The organism is Methylobacterium oxalidis (genome assembly GCF_007992195.1).
Classification (GTDB): domain Bacteria; phylum Pseudomonadota; class Alphaproteobacteria; order Rhizobiales; family Beijerinckiaceae; genus Methylobacterium; species Methylobacterium oxalidis.
Genome location: NZ_BJZU01000044.1, coordinates 25,187 through 49,530, shown reverse-complemented (window position 1 = coordinate 49,530; position 24,344 = coordinate 25,187). Strand labels below are relative to the sequence as shown.

The window sequence follows — 24,344 nt, the reverse complement described above, 5'->3', positions numbered from 1 at the left end:
CCTAACTTCCCGTCATCGCTCGCCGGGCCGCGGATCCGCGATCGGATCCCGGGCCGGCCGCCACGCCCTTCCACCAGAGTGAACGCGATGCAAGACCCCAGCGGGCAAGACCCCATCGGGCAAGGTCCCGCCGGACAGGATCCGTCAGCGAGCCCGGCGGCCGTCCCCGCCGCGGCGCCGCGGCGGCCGCTGACGCCCGCGGCCGAGCGGGCGCTCGCCGAGGCGGCCGAGCGCCGCGCCGCCATCGACGCGCGCGCCGCCGAGATCGCCGCCCGGCGCGAGACGCAGGGGCGCGGCGGCCTGGAGCCCGTGCGCTACGCGGACTGGGAGGTGAAGGGGCTGGCCGTCGACTTCTGAGCGCCCGGCCGCGCCGGAACGCCACCGCGCCGTGGCCGTTCACTCGGAAGTCGCGCGGCGGCGCACCGGTGCGCGCCCTCGCGGACGGACCTGAGGACGGGAGGGACGCGATGGCGACCAAGGTTTCGAGCCGGAACGCGCCGGAGGGCGAGCACGGCGAGGTGGGCCTCGCCCGGGGCGAGCGCCTGTCCATGCGGATGTGGCGGGACGAGCCGCCGACCGACGACAAGCCTGCGGCGAGCCGCCCCTACGAGACGGTCGGTTTCGTGATCTCGGGCCGGGCCGAGCTCGTCCTGAAGGGCGAGACGGTCAGCCTGGAGCCCGGCGATTCCTGGGTCGTGCCGGCCGGGACCGAGCACACCTACCGAATCCTCGAACCCTTCACCGCCGTGGAGGCGACGGCCCCGCCCGCGGGCTGAGCCGCCGCGCCCGGTCTCAGCGGGTCATGTAGACCTGCGTGCCGACAGTCACGCGGCCGTAGAGGTCGACGACGTCCTGGTTGTACATCCGCACGCAGCCGTAGGAGGCGAAGGTGCCGACCGAACTCGGGCGGTTGGTGCCGTGGATGGCGTACTGGCCGCCGGCCAGGGTCATCGCGGCAGCGCCCATCGGATTGCGCGGCGAGCCGCCGGCGATCAGGTCGGGCAGGCGCGGGTTGTCGCGCTTCACCTCGGCCGGGGGCGACCACGCGGGCGCCACGTACTTGCCGTCGATCTGCGTGGCGCCGAGCCACTGCTTGCCCGGCCTGCCCACCGCCACTGGGTAGCGGATCGCGGTGCCGTCCCCGTTCACGAGATACAGCCGCCGCTGCGAGATGCTGATCACCACGGTGCCGGGCGCCACCATCCCGTCTCCGTAAGGCACGACCTCGCGGGCCTCCGCCGTCCCCGCCAACGCCGCCGCCAGCGCGCCGAGCGCGGCCGCGCGCCATACCGACTTCCCGAACATCGCCTTGCGTCCTCGTAAGCGTGACCATACGCAGGACCATAATCCCGTGCCTGCCCTCTCCGTTCCGTGTGACGCTTGCGTTCTTGCCACGCTTGTGCACCCGAAACGATTCGGGTGGTGAAGGGGCGGCGATCGGGATGCGCGAAAGGCGATCGATCGGGGCAACGATCCCTTAAGGGGGCGGCCTCAGCGCTCGAACAGGCAGCAGGCGTCGAGGTCCCGGCCCTGCCAGCCGTGACGGGCGAGTTCGGGATCGCGGTGCTCCTCGACGGGGCGGCCCACGCAGAGATAGGCGACGAGGTGCCAGGTCGCCGGCACGTCGAGGCCGCGGCCGACCTCGTCGGGGTCGAGGATCGAGACCCAGCCGACCCCGAGCCCATAGGCGCGGGCCGCGAGCCAGAAGGTCTGGACGGCGCCGACGACCGAGTAGCGCAGCATCTCGGGCATGGTGGCGCGCCCGAGGCCGTGTCCCGTCCCGGTGGCGTCGTCGCAGAACACGGCGAGGTGCACCGGCGCCTCACGCAGGCCCGCGAGCTTCAACTGCCGGTAGAGCGCGGCCCGCTCGTCCGCGTAGGTCTCCGCCGCGGCGGCGTTGCAGCGCTCGAAGCTCGCCACGACCGCGGCGCGGCGGTCTGGATCCGCGACGCGCACGAAGCGCCAGGGCTGGCTGTTGCCGACGGAGGGGCTGAGATGCGCGAGGTCGAGGCAGGCCCGCAGATCCGCCTCCGGCACGGGATCGTCCCGGAAGCGCCGCACGTCGCGCCGCCACGCGAACAGGTCGGCGAGTGCGCTGCGGAAGCTGTCGTCGAAGGCGGGCACGGCTCTCCGGGGCCCCAGGGTCGCGCCGCTGTCTCCCGCGGCAGGCCCTCATAGCCCGGATCCGGAACGGCGCGCAGAAAAAAGGCCGCCAGGGGGCGGCCTGAAGTCCTTGGGTCTCGAAACCTCTGGAGTGCCGGGCGTGTGGTCCGACGGCGGCGACCGAGGGCTGGGGAGCTCGGGTTTCGGGCGCCGCGCCGGGCACGATCCAGCGAGGTTCGGGAAGCGTTGTGCCGCCGCAACAAGGCTCGCGAAAGGCGCGAAGGCGGCGAAAACGTGGTGCTTTGTTTCTGTGGCGTGGCGTCTCGGCAACGCCGGCCGCCCTTGCGGGGCGCAGCGGGGCGGCCCATCATCCGGCTAACCGAACCGGTCCGAGAACGGAGCGACGATGAGCGAGCGGACGAGCGCCGAGCCACGATCGAACGACACCGCAGCCGCCACCACCGCCCACGTGGTCCCCTTCCCCGCCCCGTCAGCCGCCCCGCAGATCGCGTTCAACCGCGAGGAGCTGCGCATCCTGTTCAATCTCTACGGCCGCATGGTCGCCGAGGGCGAGTGGCGCGATTACGCCCTCGATTTCCGCCGGGACAAGGCGGTGTTCTCGATCTACCGCCGCGCCTCCGAGATGCCGCTCTACCGGGTCGAGAAGGACCCGAAGCTCGCCCGCCGCCAGGGCGCCTACGCGGTCGTGGCGGCGAGCGGCCACGTGATGAAGCGCGGGCCGGACCTCGCGCGCGTCCTCTCCGTCCTGGAGAAGCCGCTGCGGGCGGTGTGAGCGGACCGGCGCCTCTCCGCGAAAGCGGAGCGCGCCGCGCGGGCGGCTAGCGCTGGCCGAACTTCGTGTCCTTGAACAGGTCCTTGAACTCCCGCGGCTGCGAGCGCCAGTACTGCTTCGGGGCCCGCACCTGTGCGCCGAGCTCGGCCGCCGCATGCCAGGGCCAGCGCGGGTCGTAGAGCATGGCGCGGGCGAGCGAGATCGCATCCGCCCGCCCCTCCCGCAGGATGGCCTCCGCCTGGGCCGGCGTGGTGATGAGCCCCACCGCGATCGTGGTGAGGCCGGTCGCCGCCTTGATGCGCTCGGCGTGGGGAACCTGGTAGCCGGGCCCGAGGCGGATCGCCTGCCGGGTCGAGAGGCCGCCCGTCGAGACGTGGATCGCCGCCGCGCCCCGGTCCTTCAGGGCCTCGGCGAGCGCCACCGTCTCGTCGAGGTCCCAGCCCTCCTCCACCCAGTCGGTGGCCGAGACGCGCATCCAGACGGGCCGGCCCGAGGGCACCACGTCGCGCACCGCGTCGAACACCTCCAGGGGGAAGCGCATCCGGTTGGCGAGGCTGCCCCCGTACTGGTCCGTGCGCTCGTTCGAGAGCGGCGACAGGAATTGATGCAGCAGGTAGCCGTGCGCCCCGTGCAGCTCCACGGCGTCGATGCCGAGGCGGACCGCCCGGCGCGCCGTCGCGACGAAGTCCCGGAGGATGCGGCGCAGGTCCGTCGCGTCGAGCGCGTGCGGCGCCATCTCCCCCTCCCCGTGCGGGATCGGCGAAGGCGCCTCCGTGCGCCAGCCGTGGGGCGAGTCGGGCGGGATCTGCGCGCCCCCGGCCCAGGGCGCTTCGCTCGACGCCTTGCGGCCCGCATGCGCGATCTGGATGCAGACGGGGAGCGGCGCGTACTCGCGCACGGCGCCGAGCACCCGGGCGAGCGCGCGCTCCGTGGCGTCGTCGTAGAGGCCGAGGTCCCAGGCGGTGATGCGCGCCTCGGGCGAGACCGCGGTGGCCTCCAGCGTCAGCAGCCCGGCCCCCGACATGGCGAGCTGGCCGAGATGCATCATGTGCCAGTCCGACGCCTCGCCGGCCCGGGCCGAGTACTGGCACATCGGTGCGATCAGGATGCGGTTCTCGAGCGTGAGCTCGCCGAGCTGGAGCGGTTCGAACAGGCGCGCGGTCATGCGGATCTCCGGAGCAGGGTGCTGCCCAAGTGGCGCACCCGCCCCGGTTTGCCAGCGCCCGCGACCGAACCTAGCCGCCGATGCCGCGGGCCCGCAGGCTCTCGCCGATCTCGTCGAGGGCGCCCGCGTCGTCGATCGTGGGCGGCATGGTCCAGGGCTCGTGGTCGGCGATGCGCTTCATGGTGCCGCGCAGGATCTTGCCCGAGCGCGTCTTCGGCAGGCGCGGGACGGTGAGCGCCAGCTTGAAGGCCGCCACCGGGCCGATGCGCTCGCGCACCAGCGCCACGAGCTCGCGCTCGATCTCGGCGGGGTCGCGCTCCACCTGCGCCTTCAGCACCACGAAGCCGCAGGGCGCCTCGCCCTTGAGGTCGTCGCGGATGCCGATGACGGCGCACTCGGCGACGTCCGGGTGGGAGGCGAGCACCGCCTCCATCCCGCCCGTGGAGAGGCGGTGGCCGGCCACGTTGATGATGTCGTCCGTGCGCCCGAGCACCGTGACGTAGCCGTCCGCATCGAGGATGCCGGCGTCGGAGGTGTCGTAGTAGCCGGGGAACGTGGTGAGGTAGCTCGCCCGCATGCGCTCCTCGGAGCCCCAGAGCGTCGGCAGGCAGCCGGGCGGCAGTGGCAGGCGGATCGCGATCGTGCCCATCGCGTCCGGGCCCAGCGGCTTGCCGCCCTCGTCGAGCACCCGCACGTCGTAGCCCGGCATCGGCACGCAGGCGCTGCCGTGCTTGACGGGCAGCTGCCCGAGGCCGACCGGGTTGCCGGCGATGGCCCAGCCCGTCTCCGTCTGCCACCAGTGGTCGATGACGGGCCGCTCCAGCGTCCGCTCGGCCCAGGCCACCGAATCCGGGTCCGCCCGCTCGCCCGCGAGGAACAGGGAGCGGAAGCCGGAGAGGTCGTAGCCCGCGACGCGCTCGCCGCGCGGATCCTCCTTCTTGATGGCGCGCAGCGCCGTCGGCGCGGTGAAGAGGCAGACGGCGCCGTGCTCGGAGACCACGCGCCAGAGCGCGCCGGCATCGGGCGTGCCCACGGGCTTGCCCTCGTAGAGCACCGTGGTGCAGCCGTGCACGAGGGGCGCGTAGACGATGTAGGAGTGGCCCACCACCCAGCCGATGTCGGAGGCGCAGAAATAGACCTCGCCGGGGGCCACGTCGTAGAGGTTCGCCATCGACCACGCGAGGGCCACGAGGTAGCCGCCGGTGTCGCGCACCACCCCCTTCGGCTTGCCCGTCGTGCCCGAGGTGTAGAGGATGTAGAGCGGGTCGGTCGCCGCCACCGCGACGCAGTCCGCCCGGCGCTCCGCGGCCCGCGCCGCCCGCACCGTCTCCGCCCAGTCGCGGTCCCGTCCCTCGACGAGGCGCGCCTCGCATTGCGGCCGCTGCAGGATCAGGCAGGCGTCCGGCTTGTGGCGCGAGGCCTCGATCGCCGCGTCGAGGAGCGGCTTGTAGGCGACGACCCGGTTCGGCTCGATGCCGCAGGAAGCGGCGAGCACCACCTTCGGGCCCGCATCCTCGATGCGCACGGCGAGCTCGTTGGCCGCGAAGCCGCCGAACACCACCGAGTGCACGGCGCCGAGCCGCGCGCAGGCGAACATGCCCACGAGCGCCTCGGGCACCATCGGCATGTAGAGGACGACGCGGTCCCCCTTCCCCACCCCGAGGTTGGCGAGCACGCCGGCCAGCGTCGCGACCTCGTCCTGAAGCTCGGCGTAGGTGATGGCTCGCTTCGTGCCGGTGACGGGCGAGTCGTGGATGATGGCGGCCTGCCCGCCGCGGCCCGCCGCCACGTGCCGGTCGACCGCGTTGTGGCAGGCGTTGAGGCGCGCGTCCGGGAACCAGCGCCCGTAGACGCCCGAATCCGGGTCGAAGGCGCGGGCCGGCGCGCGCTCCCAGTCGATCGCCCGTGCGGCTCCGAGCCAGAAGCCCTCCGGGTCGGCGAGCGAGGCGGCGTGGACGTCCCGGTAGCGTCCGGGCAGGGGCGTGGCGGCTCGGTCTGTCATGCGGCTTCCTCAGGTGTCCCCTCTCCGGCGGGCGCACCGCGACCGGGCCGGTTTGCCCGGGAATGCCCTGTCCGGGGAGTGTAGCAGAGCCGGCCCGGGTTCCGGCACGAGGCGCGCAAAACAAAACCGCCGCGCTGTCGGCCCAGCGCGGCGGCTACGAACTCGGAAACGGGATGAATTTTCTGGGGGGACGGTCAGTGCACCGTGTCGTCCGAGGAGGCCTGGAGGCGGCTGATCTCGTCCTTGAGGTGGAGCTTGCGTCGCTTGAGTTCGGCTATGTGCAGATCGTCCTCGGAGGGACGAAGCATCGCTTCCTGAAGCTCACGCTCGAGGGCTTCGTGCTTACGGGTGAGCTGGCTCAGATGCGTCTGCAGCGACATGAGTCGTATCTCCTGTCATCGTTCCGACTCGGGCAGACTGACACAGGATGAGCCGGCTGTCGAAACGATTCGGGCCGAAGTGCCTCACGAAACCTTGCGCCGGCGCACCGGACTTGAGAGGCTGCCGGAGGTCCCTGAGGAGAGGCGCCGCGGCGCCCCTTGCCGCAAGCGCGGCCGTGACGCATGGTCTCGCGGCGAGCGCATCCCGGGAATAGCAAGCGACGATGGCGGTTGAGTTGGTCGAGGATGGGCAGGTCGATCTCGTCGGCGAGCTGGCGCGGCTCAAGGAGGAGCACCGCGACCTCGACAGCGCGATCGACGCGCTGGAGCGGAGCGTCGCCGGCGACCAACTCCAGATCCAGCGGCTGAAGAAGCGCAAGCTGACGCTGCGCGACCGCATCTCCTATCTCGAAGACCAGATCACCCCCGACATCATCGCCTGAGGGCTGTCCCGTCCCGATCGGCCCGGTGCGCTTGCCGGGCCGCCGGCGCGCCTGTATTCGGCGGGATCGCGCCATAAGCTCCCGCTCGCGGGGCCGCGGCGCCCTCACGCAGCACGGATGGGACGACGATGGCGGCAGCGCCCCCGGTCGCGATCATCATGGGAAGCCAGTCCGACTGGGCGACCATGCGGCACGCCGCCGAGACCCTCGACGCCCTCGGCGTCGCCTACGACGCGCGCATCGTCTCGGCCCACCGCACGCCGGACCGGCTCTACGCCTTCGCCAAGGGCGCGAAGGCCGCCGGCCACCGGGTGATCGTGGCGGGGGCGGGCGGGGCCGCCCACCTGCCCGGAATGGCGGCGGCGCTGACGAGCCTGCCGGTGTTCGGCGTGCCCGTGGAGTCGAAGGCGCTCTCGGGCCAGGACAGCCTGCTGTCGATCGTTCAGATGCCGGCCGGGATCCCGGTCGGCACCCTGGCGATCGGGCGGGCCGGGGCGGTCAACGCGGCGCTGCTCGCCGCCGCCGTGCTGGCGCTCACAGACGACGGGCTCGCCGCGCGCCTGGAGGCGTGGCGGCAGGCCCAGACGGAGTCCGTGGCCGAGCGGCCGGAGACAGAGACCAACCCGTGACCTCGCGCATCCTGACACCCGGTTCGACCCTCGGCATCGTCGGGGGCGGCCAGCTCGGCCGCATGATCGCCCTGGCGGCGGCCGATTACGGCCTCAAGGTGCACGTCTTCGCCCCCGACGCGGACAGCCCGGCCTTCGACGTCGCCGCGGCGGCGACGGTGGCGGCCTACGACGACGCGGCGGCGCTCAGGCGCTTCGCCGAGAGCGTCGACGCCGTCACCTACGAGTTCGAGAACATCCCGCGCGAGACCGCCGAGATCCTGGCCGCCGGCGCGCCGCTCCACCCGAGCGCCGAGGCGCTGGCGACGACCCAGGACCGGCTCGCCGAGAAGACCTTCATCAACGAGCTCGGCATCCCGACGGCCCCGTTCCGGGCGGTCGACAGCGGCGACGACCTCGACCGCGCCATCGCGGCGATCGGCCGGCCCGCCGTGCTCAAGACCCGCCGCTTCGGCTACGACGGCAAGGGCCAGCGCATGATCGGCCCGGAGGGGTCCGTCGACCGCTCGGCGATCATGGCGGAGTTCGGCGGCGCGCCGCTGATCCTGGAGGGCTACGTGCCCTTCGAACGGGAGGTCTCGGTGGTGGCGGCGCGCTCGGGCGACGGCTCGTTCGCGGCCTTCGACCTGTGCGAGAACGAGCACCGCGACCACATCCTGGCCGTCACCCGCGTGCCCGCGGGCGGCGTCTCGCCCGAGACCGCGGCGAGCGCCGTCGAGATCGCGCGGCGGATCGCCGAGGCGCTCGACTACGTCGGCGTCCTCGCCGTCGAGATGTTCCTGGTGCGCGAGAACGGCTCCGAGCGGGTGGTCGTCAACGAGATCGCGCCGCGAGTCCACAATTCCGGGCACTGGACCATCGAGGGCGCGCTGACCTCGCAGTTTGCCCAGCATGTCCGCGCGGTCTGCAGCTGGCCGCTCGGCGACCCCTCACGCACCGGCGGGATGGCCGTCGAGATGCGCAACCTGATCGGCGCCGAGGCCGAGGGCTGGGCCGCGATCCTCGCGGAGGGCGGCGCGAGCCTGCACCTCTACGGCAAGGGCGAGCCCCGCCCCGGCCGCAAGATGGGCCACGTCACGCGGCTCCTGCCCCGGGTCTGAGGTCGGCCCGGACTGAGTCCTGCCGGCCACACCGCCGGCCCGTATGGGCCTCCCGGAACCCGATTGCCCAGCCTTGGCGGCAGGGGCCATACCTTCGCCACATCCGCTCGCTGAAGCGGAAAAGCTCACCGGTTTTAAGCGGGCGTTCACCGCGATCGGGGAGAGTGCACCGGCTCATCGCTTGCAGGACGGGACCGGGGCGAGCTGACGCGCCGGATCAGGCGCGCCGGCACGGGCGCATGGACGAGAGCCCTCGGGCGCGCGATGGCGCGGGGCTCAGGGAGAGCGGGGCGATGATGTCACTGAGCTTGGCGGGACGGAAGGCCGGGCTGGTCGCGGCCGTGGCGCTGACCGCCGCGGTGTTGGCCGGATGCGAGACGGTCGGCAGCGCCGCGGGTCCGAAGCAGTACGCGGTGCTGGAGACGGACACGACGGGCGCGACGACCGTCAACATCGCCTCCCTCTCGGACGTCATCCAGCGCAACCCGAACGACGCGTCGGCCTACGTCACCCGCGGCGCGGCCTACGCCCGCGCGGGCCAGTTCGGCGACGCCATCACCGATTTCACGAAGGCGGTGCAGATCGATCCGAACTCGGCCTCGGCCTACAACAATCGGGCGCTCGCCTACCGCCAGACGGGCCGCGACGACGCCGCCCTCCAGGACTTCTCGAAGGCGGTCAGCGCCGACCCGAATTACGGCCCCGCCTATATCGGCCGCGCCAACGTGCTGCGCGCCCGGGGCGACCTCGACGGGGCGCTCAACGACCTCAACATGGCGATCCGGATGATGCCGGAATCGGCCGAGGCCTACCACGCGCGCGGCCTCGTCCGGCAGAAGCAGGGCCAGAACCAGCAGGCCATCGCCGATTTCGACGCGGCGATCGACCGGAATCCCTTCGTCAGCGCCCCCTACGCCGCCCGCGGCCAGAGCCTGATCGCCACGAACCAGTTCGACAAGGCGATCGAGGACTACAACGCGGCGCTCAACGTGAACAACAAGGACGCCACCTCCTGGGCCTATCGCGGCCTCGCCTACGAGAAGTCGAACCGCAAGAAGGAGGCGGCGGAGAGCTACCAGCGCGCCGCGCAGATCGAGCCCGGCAACCCCATCGCCAAGCAGGGTCTCGGCCGGGTGCAGGGCGGCGTCGGCTCGCTCTTCAACTGACGGGCAGGCCCGGGACGGATCTTGAGGGGCGGGTGCCGCGAGGCGCCCGCCCCTCCTCGTTGCGGGCTCCGGGCGCGGCGCGCCGGCCTCAGCCCGCGAAGCGCTCGGCCCGGTGCTCGCCCAGGATGCGGCGGACGGTGCCGGTCGAGGAGCGGTAGACGACCGTCTCGGTCCCGATCACGCCCGGCTTGAAGCGCACGCCCTTGAGGAGCGCGCCGTCGGTGACGCCGGTGGCCGCCACGATCACGTCGCCCCGCGCGAGGTCGGTCAGCTCGTACTTCCGGTTCGGCTCCGAGATGCCCATGCGTTCGGCCCGCGCCCGCTTGTCGGCGCTGTCGAGGATGAGGCGTCCCTGCATCTGGCCGCCGATGCAGCGCAGGGCCCCGGCCGCGATCACGCCTTCCGGCGCCGCGCCGGTGCCGAGATAGATGTCGACGCCCGTCTCCTCCGGGCTCGTGGTGAAGATGATGCCGGCGATGTCCCCGTCCGAGATCAGGCGGATGCCAGCCCCCGTCGCCCGCACGGCGCTGACGAGGTTGATGTGGCGCGGCCGGTCGAGGATGATCGCGGTGATCTGGGAGGGGTGCACCCCCTTGGCCCGCGCGAGCGCCGCGATGTTCTCGGCCGGGCTCGCGTCGAGGTCGACGAGGCCGGGCGGGTAGCCGGGGCCGATCGCGATCTTCTGCATGTAGACGTCGGGCGCGGCGAGCAGCGATCCGCGCTCGGCCATGGCCATCACCGCGATGGCGCCCGGCATGTCCTTGGCGCAGAGGGTCGTTCCCTCCAGCGGGTCGACGGCGAGATCGACCGCGGTGCCGCCGCCTCCGATCCGTTCGCCGATGTAGAGCATCGGCGCCTCGTCGCGCTCGCCCTCGCCGATCACCACGGTCCCGTCGACCGGCAGAAGGTTCAGCTCGCGCCGCATGGCGTCGACGGCGGCCTGGTCGGCCTCCTTCTCGTTGCCCTGGCCGCGCAGGCGCGCGGCGGCGATGGCCGCCCGCTCGGTCACGCGGGCGAGTTCGAGGGTGAGCGTGCGCCCGACGCCGCCCTGCGGCACCTCCGGAATCCCTTGGGTCATGCTTTCCTCGCCCACGTCGCGGCCGTCGCGGCGGCCTGGCGCTTCCCGGAAAGCCGGCCCGGCGCGCCTATCCGACTGTTGTAGCGCGTTTCAGGGCCGCGGAGTCGGGTCCGTTTCGAATATCCTCTATCCGCAGGTGCGTCCGGCTCACTCCCGCTCGATCCGGATGAGCTGGGGCGCCTCGGCGAGGAGCCCGTCCGCCGCGATGGCCTCGAGAGCCGCGCGGATCGTGCCCTCGGTCGCCGCGTAGGTGATCAGGACGAGCGGGACCGGACGGCCGGAGCGCCCACGCGGATCCTGGGAGGCGGCGCTCTCGGTACGGCGCTGCAGGATGCTCTCGAGCGAGATGTCGCGCTCGGCCATGCGGGTGGCGACGCCCGCCGCGACGCCGGGCCGGTCGTGCACGGTGAGCCGGATGTAGTAGCCGCCCTCGTGCCGCTGCATCTCGACGCGCGAGGCCGGGCGCAGGCGCGCGGTCGGCCGCCCGAAGGTCGGGCGCACGATGCGGGCCGCCACGTCCGCGATGTCGGCCACCACCGCCGAGGCGGTCGCCTCGCCGCCGGCGCCGGGGCCGATCAGGGTCAGCTCGCCCACCGCGTCGGCGTCGATCGTCACGGCGTTCGTCACGCCCATCACCTGCGCGATGGCGGAGGATTTCGGCACCATGGTCGGGTGCACGCGCTGCTCGACGCCGCCCTCCGAGAGCTGGGCGACGCCCAGCAGCTTGATGCGGTAGCCGAGCTCCTTCGCCATGGTCAGGTCGAGGGGCTGTACGCCCGAGATGCCCTCCACCGAGACGCCCTCGGCGTCGATCTCGGTGCCGAAGGCGAGGCTCGTCAGGATCGCGAGCTTGTGGGCGGTGTCGTAGCCCTCGACGTCGAAGGTCGGGTCGGCCTCGGCGTAGCCGAGCGCCTGCGCGTCCTTGAGGCAATCCTCGAAGGTCAGCCCTTCGAGCTCCATGCGGGTCAGGATGTAGTTGCAGGTGCCGTTGAGGATTCCGTAGACGCGGGAGACCGCGTTGCCCGGCAGGCCCTCGCGCAGCGCCTTGACCACGGGGATGCCGCCCGCCGCCGACGCCTCGAAGGCGAGCGCGACGCCCTGCGCCTCCGCGGCCTTCGCGAGCGCCGCGCCGTGGCGGGCGAGGAGCGCCTTGTTGGCCGTCACGACGTGCTTGCCGGCGGCGATGGCCGCCTCGACGACTGGCTTGGCCGGGCCCTCGGCGCCGCCGATCAGCTCCACGACGCAGTCGACCTCAGCCGAGCCCGCGAGCGCCGCCGGATCGTCGAACCACTGGATGCCGGAGAGGTCCAGCCCGCGGTCGCGGTTCCGGTCGCGGGACGAGACCGCGGTGACGCGGATCTCGCGGCCTGTGGCGGCGGCGAGCGCCTCCGCCCGGCGGGAGACCATGCGGACGACGGCGGCGCCGACGGTGCCGAGACCGGCGACGCCGAGGCGGAAGCTCTGTGTCATGACCTGTTCCCCGGCCTGTCCCATCCCGAGCCGGCCCCGAGGCGCGCAGCTCGAAGGCGCGCGGCTCCGAGGCGCGGCGCGCCCTTCTGCAACGATTTCCGGAGGGGCGCAAGGAACGGGCCGCGCCGTCCCGTCATGCCGCCGGCGCGCCCGCCGCGCGCACGCGCAGCGCCGTCAGGATCAGCCCGTAGAGCACGCCCGCGTTGAGGAGGTGCCAGAGGAAGTGCGTGCCGTGCGGCAGGCTCGGGCACAGGGCCTGGTCGAGGGTGCGGACGATGAGCGAGAGGAGGAAGAGCGCCGCGATGGCGAGCATCCGCCATCCCGCCCCGCGCCGCTCGGGACCGGCCGAGGAGGCGAGCAGGGCGCCCCCGACACCGAGGAGCGCGAGGAGCGCCGGGAGATAGTCGATCGAGCCGTTCGTCGCCGGCCCGAGGGCGCGGCCGGACGCGAGGCTCAAGCCCGGCTCCAGGGCGAAGCCGGCGCCCGCGAAGGCGAGCGTCGCGTTGGTCGCCCCGCCGATCCCGAGGCCGAGGAAGCGCCGCATGGCGAGGAGGAAGTAGGCGTAGATGAACAGCGCGATCGGGATCACGTCGGCCAGCATGGACCAGCGGACCGCGAGCGTGTGGAACAGGAACGAGCCGACCCCGACGACCGCCGCCAGGACGGCGAGGGCGAGCGCCGCCGGGTCGAAGATCGCCGCAGCGCCCGCCCGCCTCCCCTCACCGGAGCGTTGAGGGCGCACGGGCGGGGATGGCGCCGGAGGCATCGCGGCGGCCTCAGCGCCGAACCCGCGCACCGCCCGCCAGCCCGCCAGCGCCGCCGCGACCAGGAAGGCGGCGTTCGTCACGGCGTTGAGGGGCTCCGCCCACAGGCCCGGATCCGTGCGCTCGCAATAGGCCCGGATCGGCTCGAACCACGCCCCGGCCATCCGACCTCCGTCCCGTCCCGATTTCGGCAGCCCGCCTTGTCAGGCCCGCGCGAAGGCCCGATGACACTGCGCCTCCTCGGGAACGAACTCCATGCGGATCACCACCTGGAACGTCAATTCGATCAAGCAGCGGGTCGGTCACCTGCTCGCCTTCCTCGACGAAGCGAAGCCCGACGTGGTCTGCCTGCAGGAGCTGAAGTGCCAGGACGACGCCTTCCCCCGCGCCGAGGTCGAGGGCGCGGGCTACGCCGTCGAGACGCTCGGCCAGAAGGCCTATAACGGGGTCGCGCTCCTGGTGCGGGCGCCGCTCGCCGTCAGCGAGGTGCGCCGCGGCCTGCCGGGCGACCCCGAGGACGAGCAGGCCCGCTACATCGAGGGGCTGGTGGCAGGCGAGGGCGTGGCGCCGGTGCGAGTGGCCTCGATCTACCTGCCGAACGGCAACCCGGTCGCGAGCGCGAAATACCCCTACAAGCTCGCCTTCCTGGAGCGCCTGCGCCGCCACGCCCGGAGGCTGATGGAGGCGGAGACCGCCCTCGTGCTCGCCGGCGACTACAACGTCATCCCCGAGCCGGAGGACGCCGCCGACCCGGCCGCCTGGACGAGCGACGCCCTGTTCCTGCCCCAGTCCCGCGCGGCCTTCCGGACGCTCCTCGCCGAGGGCCTGACGGACGGGCTGCGGGCCTGCGACCCGCGGCCCGGCCTCTACACCTTCTGGGACTACCAGGCGGGGTGCTGGCCGAGGAATCTCGGCATCCGCATCGACCACCTGCTGCTCTCGCCGCAGGCGGCGGACCGGCTGGTCTCGGCCTCGGTGCAGAAGCACCTGCGCGGCCTCGACAAGCCGTCCGACCATGTGCCGGTGACGGTGGAGCTGTCGGACGGCTGAGCCCGAGCCGGCGCGGCTCAGCGGCGGCGCCGGCCGATGCCCGAGGTCTGCACCTCGCTCTGCGCCAGCGCCCGGTCGCTCTCGTTGGCCGCCGCCCAGTTCTTCTCGTAGAGCGCGACGATCCAGTCTTCCTTGCGCCCCTCCGCGCCCTGGCGGGCGAGGGAGAGCCACATCAGGCCGCGGGCCCGCTGCACGGGCACGCCGCCGAGCCCGTTGACGAGGAGGTCGCCGAGCAGCGCCTGCGCCGGGCGGTGGCCCTTCTCGGCCGCGAGATTGAACCAGCGGGCGGCCTGCCGCGCGTCGGCCTCGACGCCGGTCCCGTCGAGGTAGAGCCGGGCGAGATTGTACTGCGCGTTCGGGTCCCCGAAATAGGAGGCCGCGTAGTTGAACATGTCGTAGGCCCGCTCCGGGTTCGCGCGCACGTAGGTGCCCTTGATCCCGTCGAGGAAGTAGGTGCCGAGCGCCGTGAAGGCGCTGGCGACCACGCCCGAGTTCGGCGCGTCCGGCCCGTCGTCGCTGCTGTCGTCGGCGATGCGCGAGAAGTACTCGAAGGCCCTGAGGTCGTCGTGCGGCACGCCGTCCCCGTCCGCGTACATGCGGCCGAGCTTCCACAGGGCCAGCGCGTGGCCCTGATCGGCGGCGTATTCGAGGGCGCGGGCGGCGCCCTCCTTGTCGCCCGCGTTGTACTCCCGCATGCCGGTGCGCAGCGCGTCCTTGGCCGAGCGGTAGCTTTTCTCCGAAACAGGGGTGCGGGCGGCCGCGTCGAGGGCCTCGACGGGCGCCGTCACGGGAAAGGCCGCGACGAGGAGCAGGCCCGCGAGAAGCGCGGTGCGCAGCCCGAACGAGACGCGGCGGACACCCGCTTCGCGCGCGCGCGCGCGGGCGCGCGCGGCGGCCGGCCGATCCGGATCGGCCCCGGCCGGCCGCGTGCGCGGCCGGCAAAGGTCAGTCCTAGATGTCCGCATAGGTCTGCGTCTCCTTGGCGCCGCCCGGATGGGTCACGGCACCGTCGACCGCCGGTCCGACGGTCTGCGCGTATTTCCAGAGGTAGCCCGAGGTCGCGGTGTTGCCGCGCGGCGTCCACGCCTTGCGGCGCTCGGCGAGCTCCTCGTCCGAGAGCGCCACGTCGAGGGTGCCCTTGATGGCGTCGAGCGTGATCACGTCGCCGTCCTTCAGGAGGCCGATCGGTCCGCCGACCGCCGCCTCGGGTCCGACATGGCCGACGCAGAAGCCGCGGGTGGCGCCCGAGAAGCGCCCGTCCGTGATGAGGGCGACCTTGTCGCCCATGCCCTGGCCGTAGAGGGCGGCCGTGGTCGAGAGCATCTCGCGCATGCCGGGGCCGCCCTTCGGGCCCTCGTAGCGGATCACCAGCACGTCGCCGGGCTGGTAGGTCCGCTTCTGCACGGCCTCGAAGCAGGCCTCCTCGTTGTCGAAGACGCGGGCCGGGCCGGTGAAGACCTGCTTCTCGGGCGGCATGCCCGCGACCTTCACGATCGCCCCCTCGGGAGCGAGGTTGCCCTTGAGGCCGACGACGCCGCCGGTCGCGGTGATCGGGGCGTTGGCCGGGCGCACCACGTCCTGGTCCGCGTTCCAGCCCACCTTCTCCAGGTTCTCGGCCATGGTGCGACCGGTGACCGTCATGCAATCGCCGTGCATGAAGCCGTGATCGATGAGCGTCTTCATCAGGAGGGGGATTCCGCCCACCTCGAACAGGTCCTTGGCGACGTAGCGCCCGCCCGGCTTGAGGTCGGCGATGTAGGGGGTGCGCCGGAAGATCTCGGCCACGTCGAACAGCGAGAACGGGATTCCGCACTCGTGCGCGATGGCGGGCAGGTGCAGCGCGGCGTTCGTCGAGCCGCCCGAGGCGGCGACCACGGTCGCGGCGTTCTCGAGCGCCTTGCGGGTGACGATGTCGCGCGGGCGGATGCCCTTGGCGATCAGCTCCATCACCTTCTCGCCCGCCGCGGCGCAGAACCGGTCGCGGATCTCGTAGGGCGCGGGGGCACCGGCCGAGTAAGGCAGCGCCAGGCCGATCGCCTCGGAGACGGTCGCCATCGTGTTGGCGGTGAACTGAGCGCCGCAGGCGCCGGCCGACGGGCAGGCGACCTGCTCGAGCTCGTCGAGATCCTCGAGGCTCATGTCGCCGACGGCGTGCTTGCCGACCGCCTCGAACAGGTCCTGCACGGTGACGGGCTTGCCCCGGAAGGTGCCGGGCAGGATCGAGCCGCCGTAGATGAAGATCGAGGGCACGTTGAGACGCACCATGGCCATCATCATCCCGGGCAGCGACTTGTCGCATCCGGCGAGACCCACGAGCGCGTCGTAGGAGTGGCCGCGGATGGTCAGCTCGACCGAGTCGGCGATGACCTCCCGGGAGGGCAGCGACGCCTTCATGCCGCCGTGCCCCATGGCGATGCCGTCGGTGACCGTGATGGTGCAGAACTCGCGCGGCGTGCCGTTTGCGGCCGCCACGCCCTTCTTCACGGCCTGGGCCTGGCGCATCAGCGAGATGTTGCAGGGTGCTGCCTCGTTCCAGCAGGAGGCGACGCCGACGAGCGGCTGGTGGATCTGCTCGCGGGTCAGGCCCATCGCGTAGAGGTAGGAGCGGTGCGGCGCCCGCTCGGGCCCCTCCGTGACGTGGCGGCTCGGCAGCTTCGACTTGTCGTTCAAACGCGCGTCCATACCCGTATCCCGCGACACTGGATCCCGATCCCGCACCCTCTTCCGGTCAACGCTCGACACGACCTCACGCACCGCCTCTGGGAAGGCGCGACGAGGGGCTGTCTGCGCTCACGGAAGAAACTCGGAACGAGACGGTAAATCGTTGTGGGAACTGCCCTTTACCGCCGATCCTGAGGTGGTCCCGGTTTATGGCGGGATCGCGGCGGATGAGGGCGGGTCTCGGGGCAAACTCGGGATGGTTTTACGGTGTTGCGACCCCGCCACAGCCACGCTTGGCCGACCAGTGCGGTAGATCTGCTCGCCAGGGGTCCGGAAGCGACCGATCGAGCGTGCCGGGCTGTTCCGAACGAGCTCAGCCGTTTCGATCCGCCGGCAGCTGGACCTGCGCCTCGGCCTGCTCCAGCGCCCGGTCGCTCTCGTCCTTCAGGTTGACGCCCGTCAGGCCGCGGGCGAGAGCCTGTCCGAGGAGCCAGCTCAGCCGGAAGGCCGCCTCCGTCTGCGGCAGCCCGGCGGCGCGCACGTTCGAGATGCAGTTGCGCTCCGCATCCGAGCGGCCCGGCTTCGGGTCGAAGGTCAGGTAGATGCCGAGGCTGTCCGGCGAGGAGAGACCGGGCCGCTCGCCGATCAGCACGGCGACCGCCCGCGCCCTCAGCGCTGCGCCGATGGCGTCGCCGAGGGCGACCCGTGCCTGCTCGGCGACGACGACGGGCGCGAGGCTCCAGCCGGCCTTCTCGGCGTACGGGAGGAACGCCGCGACGAGCCCGGCGGCGTTCTCATGCACGGCGCGGGCCGAGAGTCCGTCCGCCACCACGAGGGCGAGGTCAACCGGCGCGCCCGCCGCGGCGGCGAGCGCCGCGGCGCCCTTCTCCGACAGGCGCCGTCCGTGATCGGGCCGGCGCAGGTAGGTGGCGCGGTCGGGTGCCCGCGAGGCCACCGCCACCGACCGGAGCCCGAGCGCCTCGACCGCACCCGCGACCGCGGCGGCATCCATCGGCGCGTGAACCGCGTCGCGCGCCTCGGCATGCGCGAGGCCGAAGTGCAGCACCTCCCGCGTCGGAAGGCCGTTCCCTGCCCGGCCGAGACCGATCCGGGCGGGCGTGAGCGCCGCGAGGCGGCCCCAGAGGTCGTCCGAGCGGCTCATGCGGCGAGCCCTGGAGCGGCCTCCAAGAGGCGCAGGCCACCGTCGCCCGGCAGGAGCGATCCGGTCTCGTCGGCGAGACCGATCCGGGCGAGCCACGCCTCGAACTCGGGTGCGCGGCGCAGTCCCAGCACCTCTCGCACGTACAGGGCGTCGTGGAAGGAGGTCGACTGGTAGTTCAGCATGATGTCGTCGGCCCCAGGCACGCCCATGATGTAGGTGCAGCCCGCCGCGCCGAGCAGCGTCAGGAGCGTGTCCATGTCGTCCTGGTCAGCCTCGGCGTGATTCGTGTAGCAGACGTCGCAGCCGAGCGGCACGCCCATCAACTTGCCGCAGAAGTGGTCCTCCAGCCCGGCCCGGATGATCTCCTTGCCATCGTAGAGGTATTCCGGCCCGATGAAGCCCACGACCGTGTTGACGAGGAGGGGCTCGTAGGCGCGCGCCACCGCGTAGGCGCGGGCCTCCAGCGTCTGCTGGTCGATGCCGTGATGGGCGTCGGCCGAGAGGGCAGAACCCTGCCCCGTCTCGAAGTACATCACGTTGTCGCCGAGGCTGCCCCGCTTCAGGGCGAGGGCCGCCTCCCGCGCCTCCTTGAGCATGGGCAGGGTGACGCCGAAGCTCGCGTTGGCGGCCTGTGTGCCCGCGATCGACTGGAACGGCAGATCGACGGGCCAGCCCCGGTTCATCGCCTCGATGGTCGTCGTGATGTGGGTCAGCACGCACCCTTGCGTCGGGATGTCGAGGCGCCGGATCACGTCGTCGAGGAGGTGCAGGAGCTTGCCGAGCGCCTGAAGGGAATCCGAGGCCGGGTTGATCCCGATGACGGCGTCCCCGCAGCCGTAGGAGAGGCCGTCGAGGATCGAGGCGGTGATGCCCGCCGGGTCGTCGGTCGGGTGGTTGGGCTGCAAGCGGGCGGCGAGCGTGCCGGGCAGCCCGATCGTGTTGCGGAAGCGGGTCACCACGCGGGCCTTGCGGGCGACCAGGATCAGGTCCTGGTTGCGCATGATCTTGGAGACCGCGGCCGCGATCTCGGGCGTCACGCCCGGCGCGATGCGGGCGAGCGTCTCGGAGGAGGCCGCGAGCAGGAAATCGCGGAAATCGCCGACCGTCAGATGAGCGATCTCGGCGAAGGCGCCCGCATCGTGGCCGTCGAGGATGAGGCGGGTCACGTCGTCCGCCTCGTAGGGGATCAGGGGGCGGGCCAGGATCTCCGCGAGCGGCACCTCGGCGAGGCACCAGCGCGCGGCCATGTTCTCCTCGGCCGATTCCGCCGCGATGCCGGCGAGCCGGTCACCGGAGCGGACGGGCGTCGCCTTCGCCATCAGGGTGGCGAGATCGGCGAAGGCGTGGGTGCGCTGGCCGACGACATGCCGATAGCCCATGTCCGCGTGTTCTCCTCAGGTCGAGCGCCCTGCCTTGAGGATGCGTCCCGGAGCGCCTTTGTCAAAGCATCCTGTGATCGCCGGATGCCGCGAGGGGGCGCCGGCCTGCGGTCAGGTTTCCCTGAATGAGATCGCGGCGACCGCGCGCTGGCCGGTCCCGTCCTGTCCGTCCGGCCGACGCGGATCTGCATGCCGCGCCCGCACGCTTCGCGGCGATCAGCTCCGCGGCATCAGCACGACGGTGAGCGAGCGCACGCCCTGCGCCCCGTGAATCAGCACGCCCTCGATGTCGGCGGTGGCGGAGGGGCCCGTGTGAAGCACCGCGTACGCGGCGCGCGCGAAGTCCGGCCGGCGGTAGGCGGCCTGGATGTTGACGAGGATGTCGGCGGGGTCGAGGAGGACGATCAGGTGCTGGGCCAGATAGGCCACCGCGTTCACCCGCAACTCGTCCTGCGTGAACAGCACCGAGCCCGTCTCGGCGACGCCGAACACCGCGCGCACCACCGCCACGTCGACGTCCGCGAGGTCGCCCGGGTTCGCCACCTGCGCGAGATCGCGGTTCCCCGCCACCTCGGGAACGGCCGAGGCGACGACCTTCGCCGCGGCGATCCGCTCGCGCACGGCCGCCAGCGGATCGCCGCCGGCCTCGCTCTCGGCCACGCGCCCGCCCATCCGCTTCAGGCGGTCCGCGAACTCGGCGACGAGATCGGGCCCGACGAGCGGCGCGAAGTCGGGTAGCGGCGGCAGCTCGTAGCGGCCGGCGGGCCGGTTCTGCCGGATCGCCGAGAGGATCGCCTCGCGCGAACTCACGCCTCGCCTCCGGACTTGTCCGTCTTCATGCGGTTCTGCCGGTACCAGGCGTGGAAGCTCTGGCGCGGGGTGTGGGGCATCTCGCGGCCCTTCCCCCAGGTGTTGACCGGGTTGTAGACGGCAAACCGCGGCAGCACGCGGAGCGCGGAATCCGCCGCGCCGATCGCGGCCCGGTAGGCGGCAGGCCGGCTCAGAACCTGGCCGGCCGCCTTCATCATGCCCTTCTTGACCAGCGGAATCTCGTGCTCCTCTGCGAGCACCTTGCGCCAGGCGAAGATCTGCTCGTGGATGTTGATCTTGACCGGGCAGACGTTGGTGCAGGAGCCGTTCATCGTCGAGGAGAAGGGCAGCGTCGAGTATTTCCGCTTGTTGAAGGTCGGGTCGATGATGAGCCCGATCGGTCCCGAGTAGGTCGCCCCGTACGAGAGGCCACCGGAGCGGCGGTAGACCGGGCAGGTGTTCATGCAGGCCCCGCAGCGGATGCACTTCAGCGAGGTCCAGAACTCCTCCATGCCGAGGCGCGCCGAGCGGCCGTTGTCGACCAGCACCATGTGCATCTCGGTGCCCTTACGCGGGCCGCGGAAATGCGACGTGTACTGGGTGATCGGCGAGCCGAGGGCCGAGCGCGACAGCAGGCGGATGAACACGCCGAGATGCTCGGTGCGAGGGATCAGCTTCTCGATGCCGATCGAGTGGATCTGCAGCTTCGGCACGTTGCCCGAGAGGTCTGCGTTGCCTTCGTTGGTGCAGGTCACCACCGTGCCGGTCTCGGCGATGGCGAAGTTGCAGCCCGTCATGCCCGCATCGGCCGTGAGGATGTGGGGGCGGGTCGTCTCGCGCTGGCTCTCGGCCAGGTAGTGGATGTCGTCGTTGTCTGGGTCGGTCCCGAGGGTGCGGGCGAAGACCTCGGCCACGTCGAGCCGGGTCTTGTGCACGGCCGGGCAGACGACGTGGCTCGGATCCTCGTTGTCGAGCTGCTGAATGCGCTCGCCGAGGTCGGTCTCGACGATCTCGATGCCCTGCGCGGCCATGTAGTGCCGGAAGCCGCACTCCTCGGTGAGCATCGACTTCGACTTGATCAGGGTCTTCGCGCCGTGATCCTTCAGGATGCCGTGGACGATGCGGTTGTGCTCCGCCCCGTCCGCCGCCCAGTGGACGTGGACGCCGTTCGCCCGCGCGTTCGCCTCGAACTCCTCCAGGTAGCGGTCGAGGTTCGACAGGGTGTGCGCCTTGATCTGCGAGGCGAGCTCGCGCAGCTCCTCCCATTCGGGAATCGCGTGGGCGACCGTGTCCCGCTTCCTGCGCAGGTCCCACAGGCGCTCGTCGTGAGCCTTCAGGTGGAGCGGGGCCGCGATGAAGCGCTCGGCGGCCTCGGCCTGATCGATCGGCCGGTTGCCCTTGACCTTGGCACCCCGGGGCTGCGGCTCGCGGGTGCGGGCCGCCTTCGGGGCGGCGCTGATCGGCTGGGAGGTCGCCTCGGCGTGCTGGAGGCGCCCGCCGTCCTGGCCTCGCTCGCCCTCGTCGGAGGGCTGGCGCATGTCCGGATGGATCAGGCCGTCGCGCCGGGCGGCGCCGTCGTGGACGCGGAGATCGTCTGGCGCGCTCATGCGGCGGCTCCGTTGAGAACCTGGGCGATGTGGATGAACTTGAGAGGGACGCCGAGGCGCTCGGCGCAGCCCTTCTGGTGCATCATGCAGGAGGAATCGGCCGAGACCACGTAATGCGCTCCGGCCCGGGCATGGTCCGTCACCTTGTCGTAGCCCATCTTGGCCGACACGGCCGGCTCGAACACCGAGAAGGTGCCGCCGAAGCCGCAGCACTCGTCGGGCCGCGCGATCTCGACGACCTCCAGCCCCTTAACCTTGGAGAGGAGGTCGAGGGGCTTCGAGAAGAACGGCGCGTTGATCTCGCTCGGCCGGGCGTGGCCGATGCCGCGCAGCGCGTTGCAGTTCGAGTGGTAGCTCACCCTGTGCGGGAACTCGGCCCAGGGAAACGCCTCGACCTTGAGCACGTCGTGCAGGAACTCGACGAGCTCGTAGGTCTGCGCCCGGACATGCCGGACCTCTTCGGTCTGGGGTATGGCGGTGAGGTGGGCGCGCACCTGATGCGCGCAGCTGCCGGAGGGCACGACGATGTGATCGAAGCCGGAGAAGTTCTTCACGAACAGGGCTTCGGTCGCGGCGGCTTCCGCGTGGCAGCCGGTGTTGGTCATCGGTTGGCCGCAGCACGTCTGGTCGTAGGGATACGTGACGTCGAGGCCGAGGCGTTCCAAGAGTTCGAGCGTCGCGATGCCCACCTCCGGCTCGAAGGCATCGACGTAGCACGGCACGAACAGTCCGACGCGCATGGGAAACGGCTCACCGCTGTCCGGCGCTTCGGGCCGCGCCAGACTGGAATGCTTAAAAGGTCAGACGCCCGGTCTAACGGATGAGGTTCGTCTTGGCGAGGTCGAGAACCGCGTCACCGCGTCCGCTCATCACCGCCCGAAGCACGTAGAGGCTGAAGCCCTTGACCTGCTGGCCGTCGATCTTCGGCGGGATCGAGAGTTCCTGGCGGTTGACCACCACGTCGAGGAGAGCCGGACCCGCGTGACCGAAGACCTCGCGGGCGGCGCCCTCGAGGTCGCCCGGATCCTCGACCCGCAGGCCGTGGATGCCGACGGCGCGGGCCAGGGCGGCGAAATCCGGATTCTCCAGTGCGACGCCGGTCTCCAGGTACCCCGCCGCCTTCATCTCCATCTCGACGAAGCCGAGCGTGCCGTTGTTGAAGACGACGATCTTCACGGGCAGGTTCTGCTGGCGCAGCGTGAGGAGGTCGCCCATCAGCATGGCGAAACCGCCGTCGCCGGACAGCGAGACGACCTGGCGCCGCCGGTCCGCGGCCTGCGCGCCGAGCCCCTGCGCCATCGCATTGGCCATAGAGCCGTGCACCCAAGAGCCCAGAAGGCGCCGCCGCCCGTTCATCCGGAGGTAGCGCGCCGCCCAGATCGTCGGGGTGCCGACGTCGGCCGTGAAGATCGCGTCCTCGGCTGCCGCCTCGCTCACCACCTTGGCGAGGAATTGCGGGTGGATCGGCTTCCGGCCCGGCTTACCGGTGGCGAGCTCGTCGAGATCCTCGCGCGCCTTGGCGTAGTGCTTGAGGCTCGAGTCGAGGTAGCTCCGGTCCGCCTTGACCTGAAGCTTCGGCAGGAGCGCCTCGATGGTCGTGGCCACGTCGCCGACGATGCCGAGATCGAGCTTGCAGCGGCGGCCGAGCTGCTGCGGCCGCAGATCGACCTGGGCGACCCGCGCGTCGGCCGGGTAGAACTGCTTGTAGGGGAAATCGGTGCCGAGCATCAGCAGGGTCTCGCAGGCGTGCATCGCCGCGTAGCCCGACGAGAAGCCGATCAGGCCCGTCATGCCCACGTCGTAGGGGTTGTCGTACTCGACGTATTCCTTGCCGCCGAGCGCGTGCACGATCGGGCTCTTCAGGGTCTCGGCGAGCTGCAGGAGTTGCGGATGGGCTCCCGCACAGCCTCGCCCGCACAGGAGCGTGATCCGCTTCGAGCCGTTGAGCAGATCGGCGAGCGCGTCGAGCTCCGCCTCCGCCGGCCGTACCACCGGCTTCGGCGGGACGAGACCGCGGACGGGCCCGACGGAGCGGATCGGCGCGTCCTTCACCGCCACGTCGCCTGGGATGATGACGACCGCGACGCCCTGCTGCCCGATGGCGGCCCGGAGCGCGTTCTCCAGCACGTAGGGCAGCTGCGCCGGGTCCGAGACCGTTTCGCAATAGTGCGAGCACTCGCGGAAGAGGTGCTTCGGGTCCGTCTCCTGGAAGTAGCCGGAGCCGATCTCCGGCGAGGGGATGTGCGCGGCGATGGCCAGGACCGGCGTGCGGGTGCGGTGGCAATCGTAGAGGCCGTTGATCAGGTGGACGTGGCCCGGCCCGCAGGAGCCCGCGCAGACCGCGAGCCGGCCGGTGACCTGGCTCTCGGCACCCGCCGCGAAGGCGCCCGCCTCCTCGTGGCGGACATGGACCCACTCGATCTTGCCGCGTGAGCGGATCGCCTCCGTGATCGCGTTGAGGCTGTCGCCGACGACCCCGTAGATGCGGGCGACGCCGACCTCCTGGAGGGTCTCGACGACGAGATCGGCGACGTTGCGGATGGTCATGGCCCGGCTCCCGGCTCGGCACGCGCTTGTGAGCG

24 protein-coding genes are annotated in these 24,344 nt (G+C 71.9%); 8 read left to right on the top strand and 16 right to left on the bottom strand.

Translation table 11 applies throughout. The annotated features are described in order from the left end of the window. Positions 1-87: 87 nt before the first annotated feature. Both MOX02_RS12120 and MOX02_RS12115 read left to right on the top strand, forming a co-directional pair. Positions 88-357, top strand: coding sequence for a DUF1674 domain-containing protein (locus MOX02_RS12120; protein WP_147026049.1), 270 nt, complete (start codon positions 88-90; stop codon positions 355-357). 110 nt (positions 358-467) lie between these two features. Next, positions 468-776 carry a cupin domain-containing protein gene (locus tag MOX02_RS12115; RefSeq protein WP_147026048.1) on the top strand — a complete coding sequence of 103 codons (309 nt, stop codon included), beginning with the start codon at positions 468-470 and terminating at the stop codon, positions 774-776. Positions 777-792: 16 nt separating this feature from the next. Here the strand turns inward: MOX02_RS12115 and MOX02_RS12110 are convergent, their stop codons facing one another. Next, positions 793-1,305 carry a L,D-transpeptidase gene (locus MOX02_RS12110; RefSeq protein ID WP_147026047.1) on the bottom strand — a complete coding sequence of 171 codons (513 nt, stop codon included), beginning with the start codon at positions 1,303-1,305 and terminating at the stop codon, positions 793-795. 186 nt (positions 1,306-1,491) lie between these two features. Beyond that, complete coding sequence (bluB, locus tag MOX02_RS12105) at positions 1,492-2,124, bottom strand: 5,6-dimethylbenzimidazole synthase (protein WP_238179909.1); 633 nt, start codon at positions 2,122-2,124, stop codon at positions 1,492-1,494. Between the two features lie 385 nt (positions 2,125-2,509). Between bluB and MOX02_RS12100 the strand changes: the two genes are divergently transcribed. Further along, a complete protein-coding gene (locus MOX02_RS12100; protein WP_147026045.1) occupies positions 2,510-2,896 on the top strand; it encodes a DUF2794 domain-containing protein in 387 nt (128 codons plus the stop codon). Between the two features lie 46 nt (positions 2,897-2,942). On the opposite strand, the gene MOX02_RS12095 is transcribed toward MOX02_RS12100, so the two are convergent. From MOX02_RS12095 to MOX02_RS12085, 3 genes are all read right to left on the bottom strand, one after another. Continuing rightward, positions 2,943-4,061 carry an NADH:flavin oxidoreductase/NADH oxidase gene (locus MOX02_RS12095; RefSeq protein WP_147026044.1) on the bottom strand — a complete coding sequence of 373 codons (1,119 nt, stop codon included), beginning with the start codon at positions 4,059-4,061 and terminating at the stop codon, positions 2,943-2,945. A gap of 70 nt (positions 4,062-4,131) precedes the next feature. Continuing rightward, positions 4,132-6,063 (bottom strand): propionyl-CoA synthetase, encoded by a 1,932-nt coding sequence (locus MOX02_RS12090; RefSeq protein WP_147026043.1) that lies wholly within the window; start codon positions 6,061-6,063, stop codon positions 4,132-4,134. Positions 6,064-6,257: 194 nt separating this feature from the next. Further along, on the bottom strand, positions 6,258-6,443 hold the full coding sequence (locus MOX02_RS12085; RefSeq protein ID WP_147026042.1) for a YdcH family protein: 186 nt from the start codon (positions 6,441-6,443) through the stop codon (positions 6,258-6,260). Positions 6,444-6,667: 224 nt separating this feature from the next. Here MOX02_RS12085 and MOX02_RS12080 point away from each other — a divergent pair, with 224 nt between their 5' ends. The 4 genes from MOX02_RS12080 (at position 6,668) to MOX02_RS12065 (ending at position 9,781) form a co-directional block, all read left to right on the top strand. Continuing rightward, positions 6,668-6,886 (top strand): YdcH family protein, encoded by a 219-nt coding sequence (locus MOX02_RS12080; protein WP_147026041.1) that lies wholly within the window; start codon positions 6,668-6,670, stop codon positions 6,884-6,886. 128 nt (positions 6,887-7,014) lie between these two features. Next, positions 7,015-7,515 (top strand): 5-(carboxyamino)imidazole ribonucleotide mutase, encoded by a 501-nt coding sequence (purE, locus tag MOX02_RS12075; protein ID WP_147026040.1) that lies wholly within the window; start codon positions 7,015-7,017, stop codon positions 7,513-7,515. Continuing rightward, on the top strand, positions 7,512-8,615 hold the full coding sequence (locus MOX02_RS12070) for a 5-(carboxyamino)imidazole ribonucleotide synthase (RefSeq protein WP_147026039.1): 1,104 nt from the start codon (positions 7,512-7,514) through the stop codon (positions 8,613-8,615). Before purE ends, MOX02_RS12070 begins: the two co-directional genes overlap by 4 nt. Before the next feature lie 293 nt (positions 8,616-8,908). After that, positions 8,909-9,781, top strand: a complete 873-nt coding sequence (locus MOX02_RS12065; protein ID WP_147026038.1) for a tetratricopeptide repeat protein — start codon at positions 8,909-8,911, stop codon at positions 9,779-9,781. An 88-nt stretch (positions 9,782-9,869) separates the two neighbouring features. On the opposite strand, the gene glpX is transcribed toward MOX02_RS12065, so the two are convergent. The 3 genes from glpX to MOX02_RS12050 all read right to left on the bottom strand — a co-directional run bounded on the left by glpX (position 9,870) and on the right by MOX02_RS12050 (position 13,257). Beyond that, positions 9,870-10,859, bottom strand: a complete 990-nt coding sequence (gene glpX / locus MOX02_RS12060) for a class II fructose-bisphosphatase (protein ID WP_147026037.1) — start codon at positions 10,857-10,859, stop codon at positions 9,870-9,872. Positions 10,860-11,006: 147 nt separating this feature from the next. Next, positions 11,007-12,329 carry a homoserine dehydrogenase gene (locus MOX02_RS12055; RefSeq protein ID WP_147026036.1) on the bottom strand — a complete coding sequence of 441 codons (1,323 nt, stop codon included), beginning with the start codon at positions 12,327-12,329 and terminating at the stop codon, positions 11,007-11,009. Positions 12,330-12,462: 133 nt separating this feature from the next. Beyond that, positions 12,463-13,257 carry a hypothetical protein gene (locus tag MOX02_RS12050; RefSeq protein ID WP_147026035.1) on the bottom strand — a complete coding sequence of 265 codons (795 nt, stop codon included), beginning with the start codon at positions 13,255-13,257 and terminating at the stop codon, positions 12,463-12,465. A 91-nt stretch (positions 13,258-13,348) separates the two neighbouring features. Between MOX02_RS12050 and xth the strand changes: the two genes are divergently transcribed. Further along, the gene (xth, locus tag MOX02_RS12045) at positions 13,349-14,143 is read left to right on the top strand and encodes an exodeoxyribonuclease III (protein WP_147026034.1); all 795 of its coding nucleotides are present in this window, start codon (positions 13,349-13,351) and stop codon (positions 14,141-14,143) included. 17 nt (positions 14,144-14,160) lie between these two features. On the opposite strand, the gene MOX02_RS12040 is transcribed toward xth, so the two are convergent. From MOX02_RS12040 to poxB, 8 genes are all read right to left on the bottom strand, one after another. Beyond that, positions 14,161-15,108, bottom strand: coding sequence for a tetratricopeptide repeat protein (locus MOX02_RS12040; protein WP_147026033.1), 948 nt, complete (start codon positions 15,106-15,108; stop codon positions 14,161-14,163). Beyond that, complete coding sequence (gene ilvD, locus MOX02_RS12035; protein ID WP_147026032.1) at positions 15,095-16,825, bottom strand: dihydroxy-acid dehydratase; 1,731 nt, start codon at positions 16,823-16,825, stop codon at positions 15,095-15,097. Before ilvD ends, MOX02_RS12040 begins: the two co-directional genes overlap by 14 nt. 352 nt (positions 16,826-17,177) lie before the next feature. Beyond that, positions 17,178-17,966 (bottom strand): ethanolamine ammonia-lyase subunit EutC, encoded by a 789-nt coding sequence (eutC, locus tag MOX02_RS12030; protein WP_147026031.1) that lies wholly within the window; start codon positions 17,964-17,966, stop codon positions 17,178-17,180. Beyond that, complete coding sequence (locus MOX02_RS12025; RefSeq protein WP_147026030.1) at positions 17,963-19,345, bottom strand: ethanolamine ammonia-lyase subunit EutB; 1,383 nt, start codon at positions 19,343-19,345, stop codon at positions 17,963-17,965. The genes eutC and MOX02_RS12025 overlap by 4 nt, the downstream gene beginning before the upstream one ends. 216 nt (positions 19,346-19,561) lie before the next feature. Then, positions 19,562-20,155 carry a LutC/YkgG family protein gene (locus MOX02_RS12020; protein ID WP_147026029.1) on the bottom strand — a complete coding sequence of 198 codons (594 nt, stop codon included), beginning with the start codon at positions 20,153-20,155 and terminating at the stop codon, positions 19,562-19,564. Beyond that, positions 20,152-21,762, bottom strand: a complete 1,611-nt coding sequence (locus MOX02_RS12015) for a lactate utilization protein B (RefSeq protein WP_147026028.1) — start codon at positions 21,760-21,762, stop codon at positions 20,152-20,154. Before MOX02_RS12015 ends, MOX02_RS12020 begins: the two co-directional genes overlap by 4 nt. Continuing rightward, positions 21,759-22,502 (bottom strand): (Fe-S)-binding protein, encoded by a 744-nt coding sequence (locus MOX02_RS12010; protein ID WP_147026027.1) that lies wholly within the window; start codon positions 22,500-22,502, stop codon positions 21,759-21,761. The genes MOX02_RS12015 and MOX02_RS12010 overlap by 4 nt, the downstream gene beginning before the upstream one ends. A 73-nt stretch (positions 22,503-22,575) precedes the next feature. Continuing rightward, positions 22,576-24,309 carry a ubiquinone-dependent pyruvate dehydrogenase gene (gene poxB, locus MOX02_RS12005; RefSeq protein ID WP_147026026.1) on the bottom strand — a complete coding sequence of 578 codons (1,734 nt, stop codon included), beginning with the start codon at positions 24,307-24,309 and terminating at the stop codon, positions 22,576-22,578. Between the last annotated feature and the right edge of the window lie 35 nt (positions 24,310-24,344).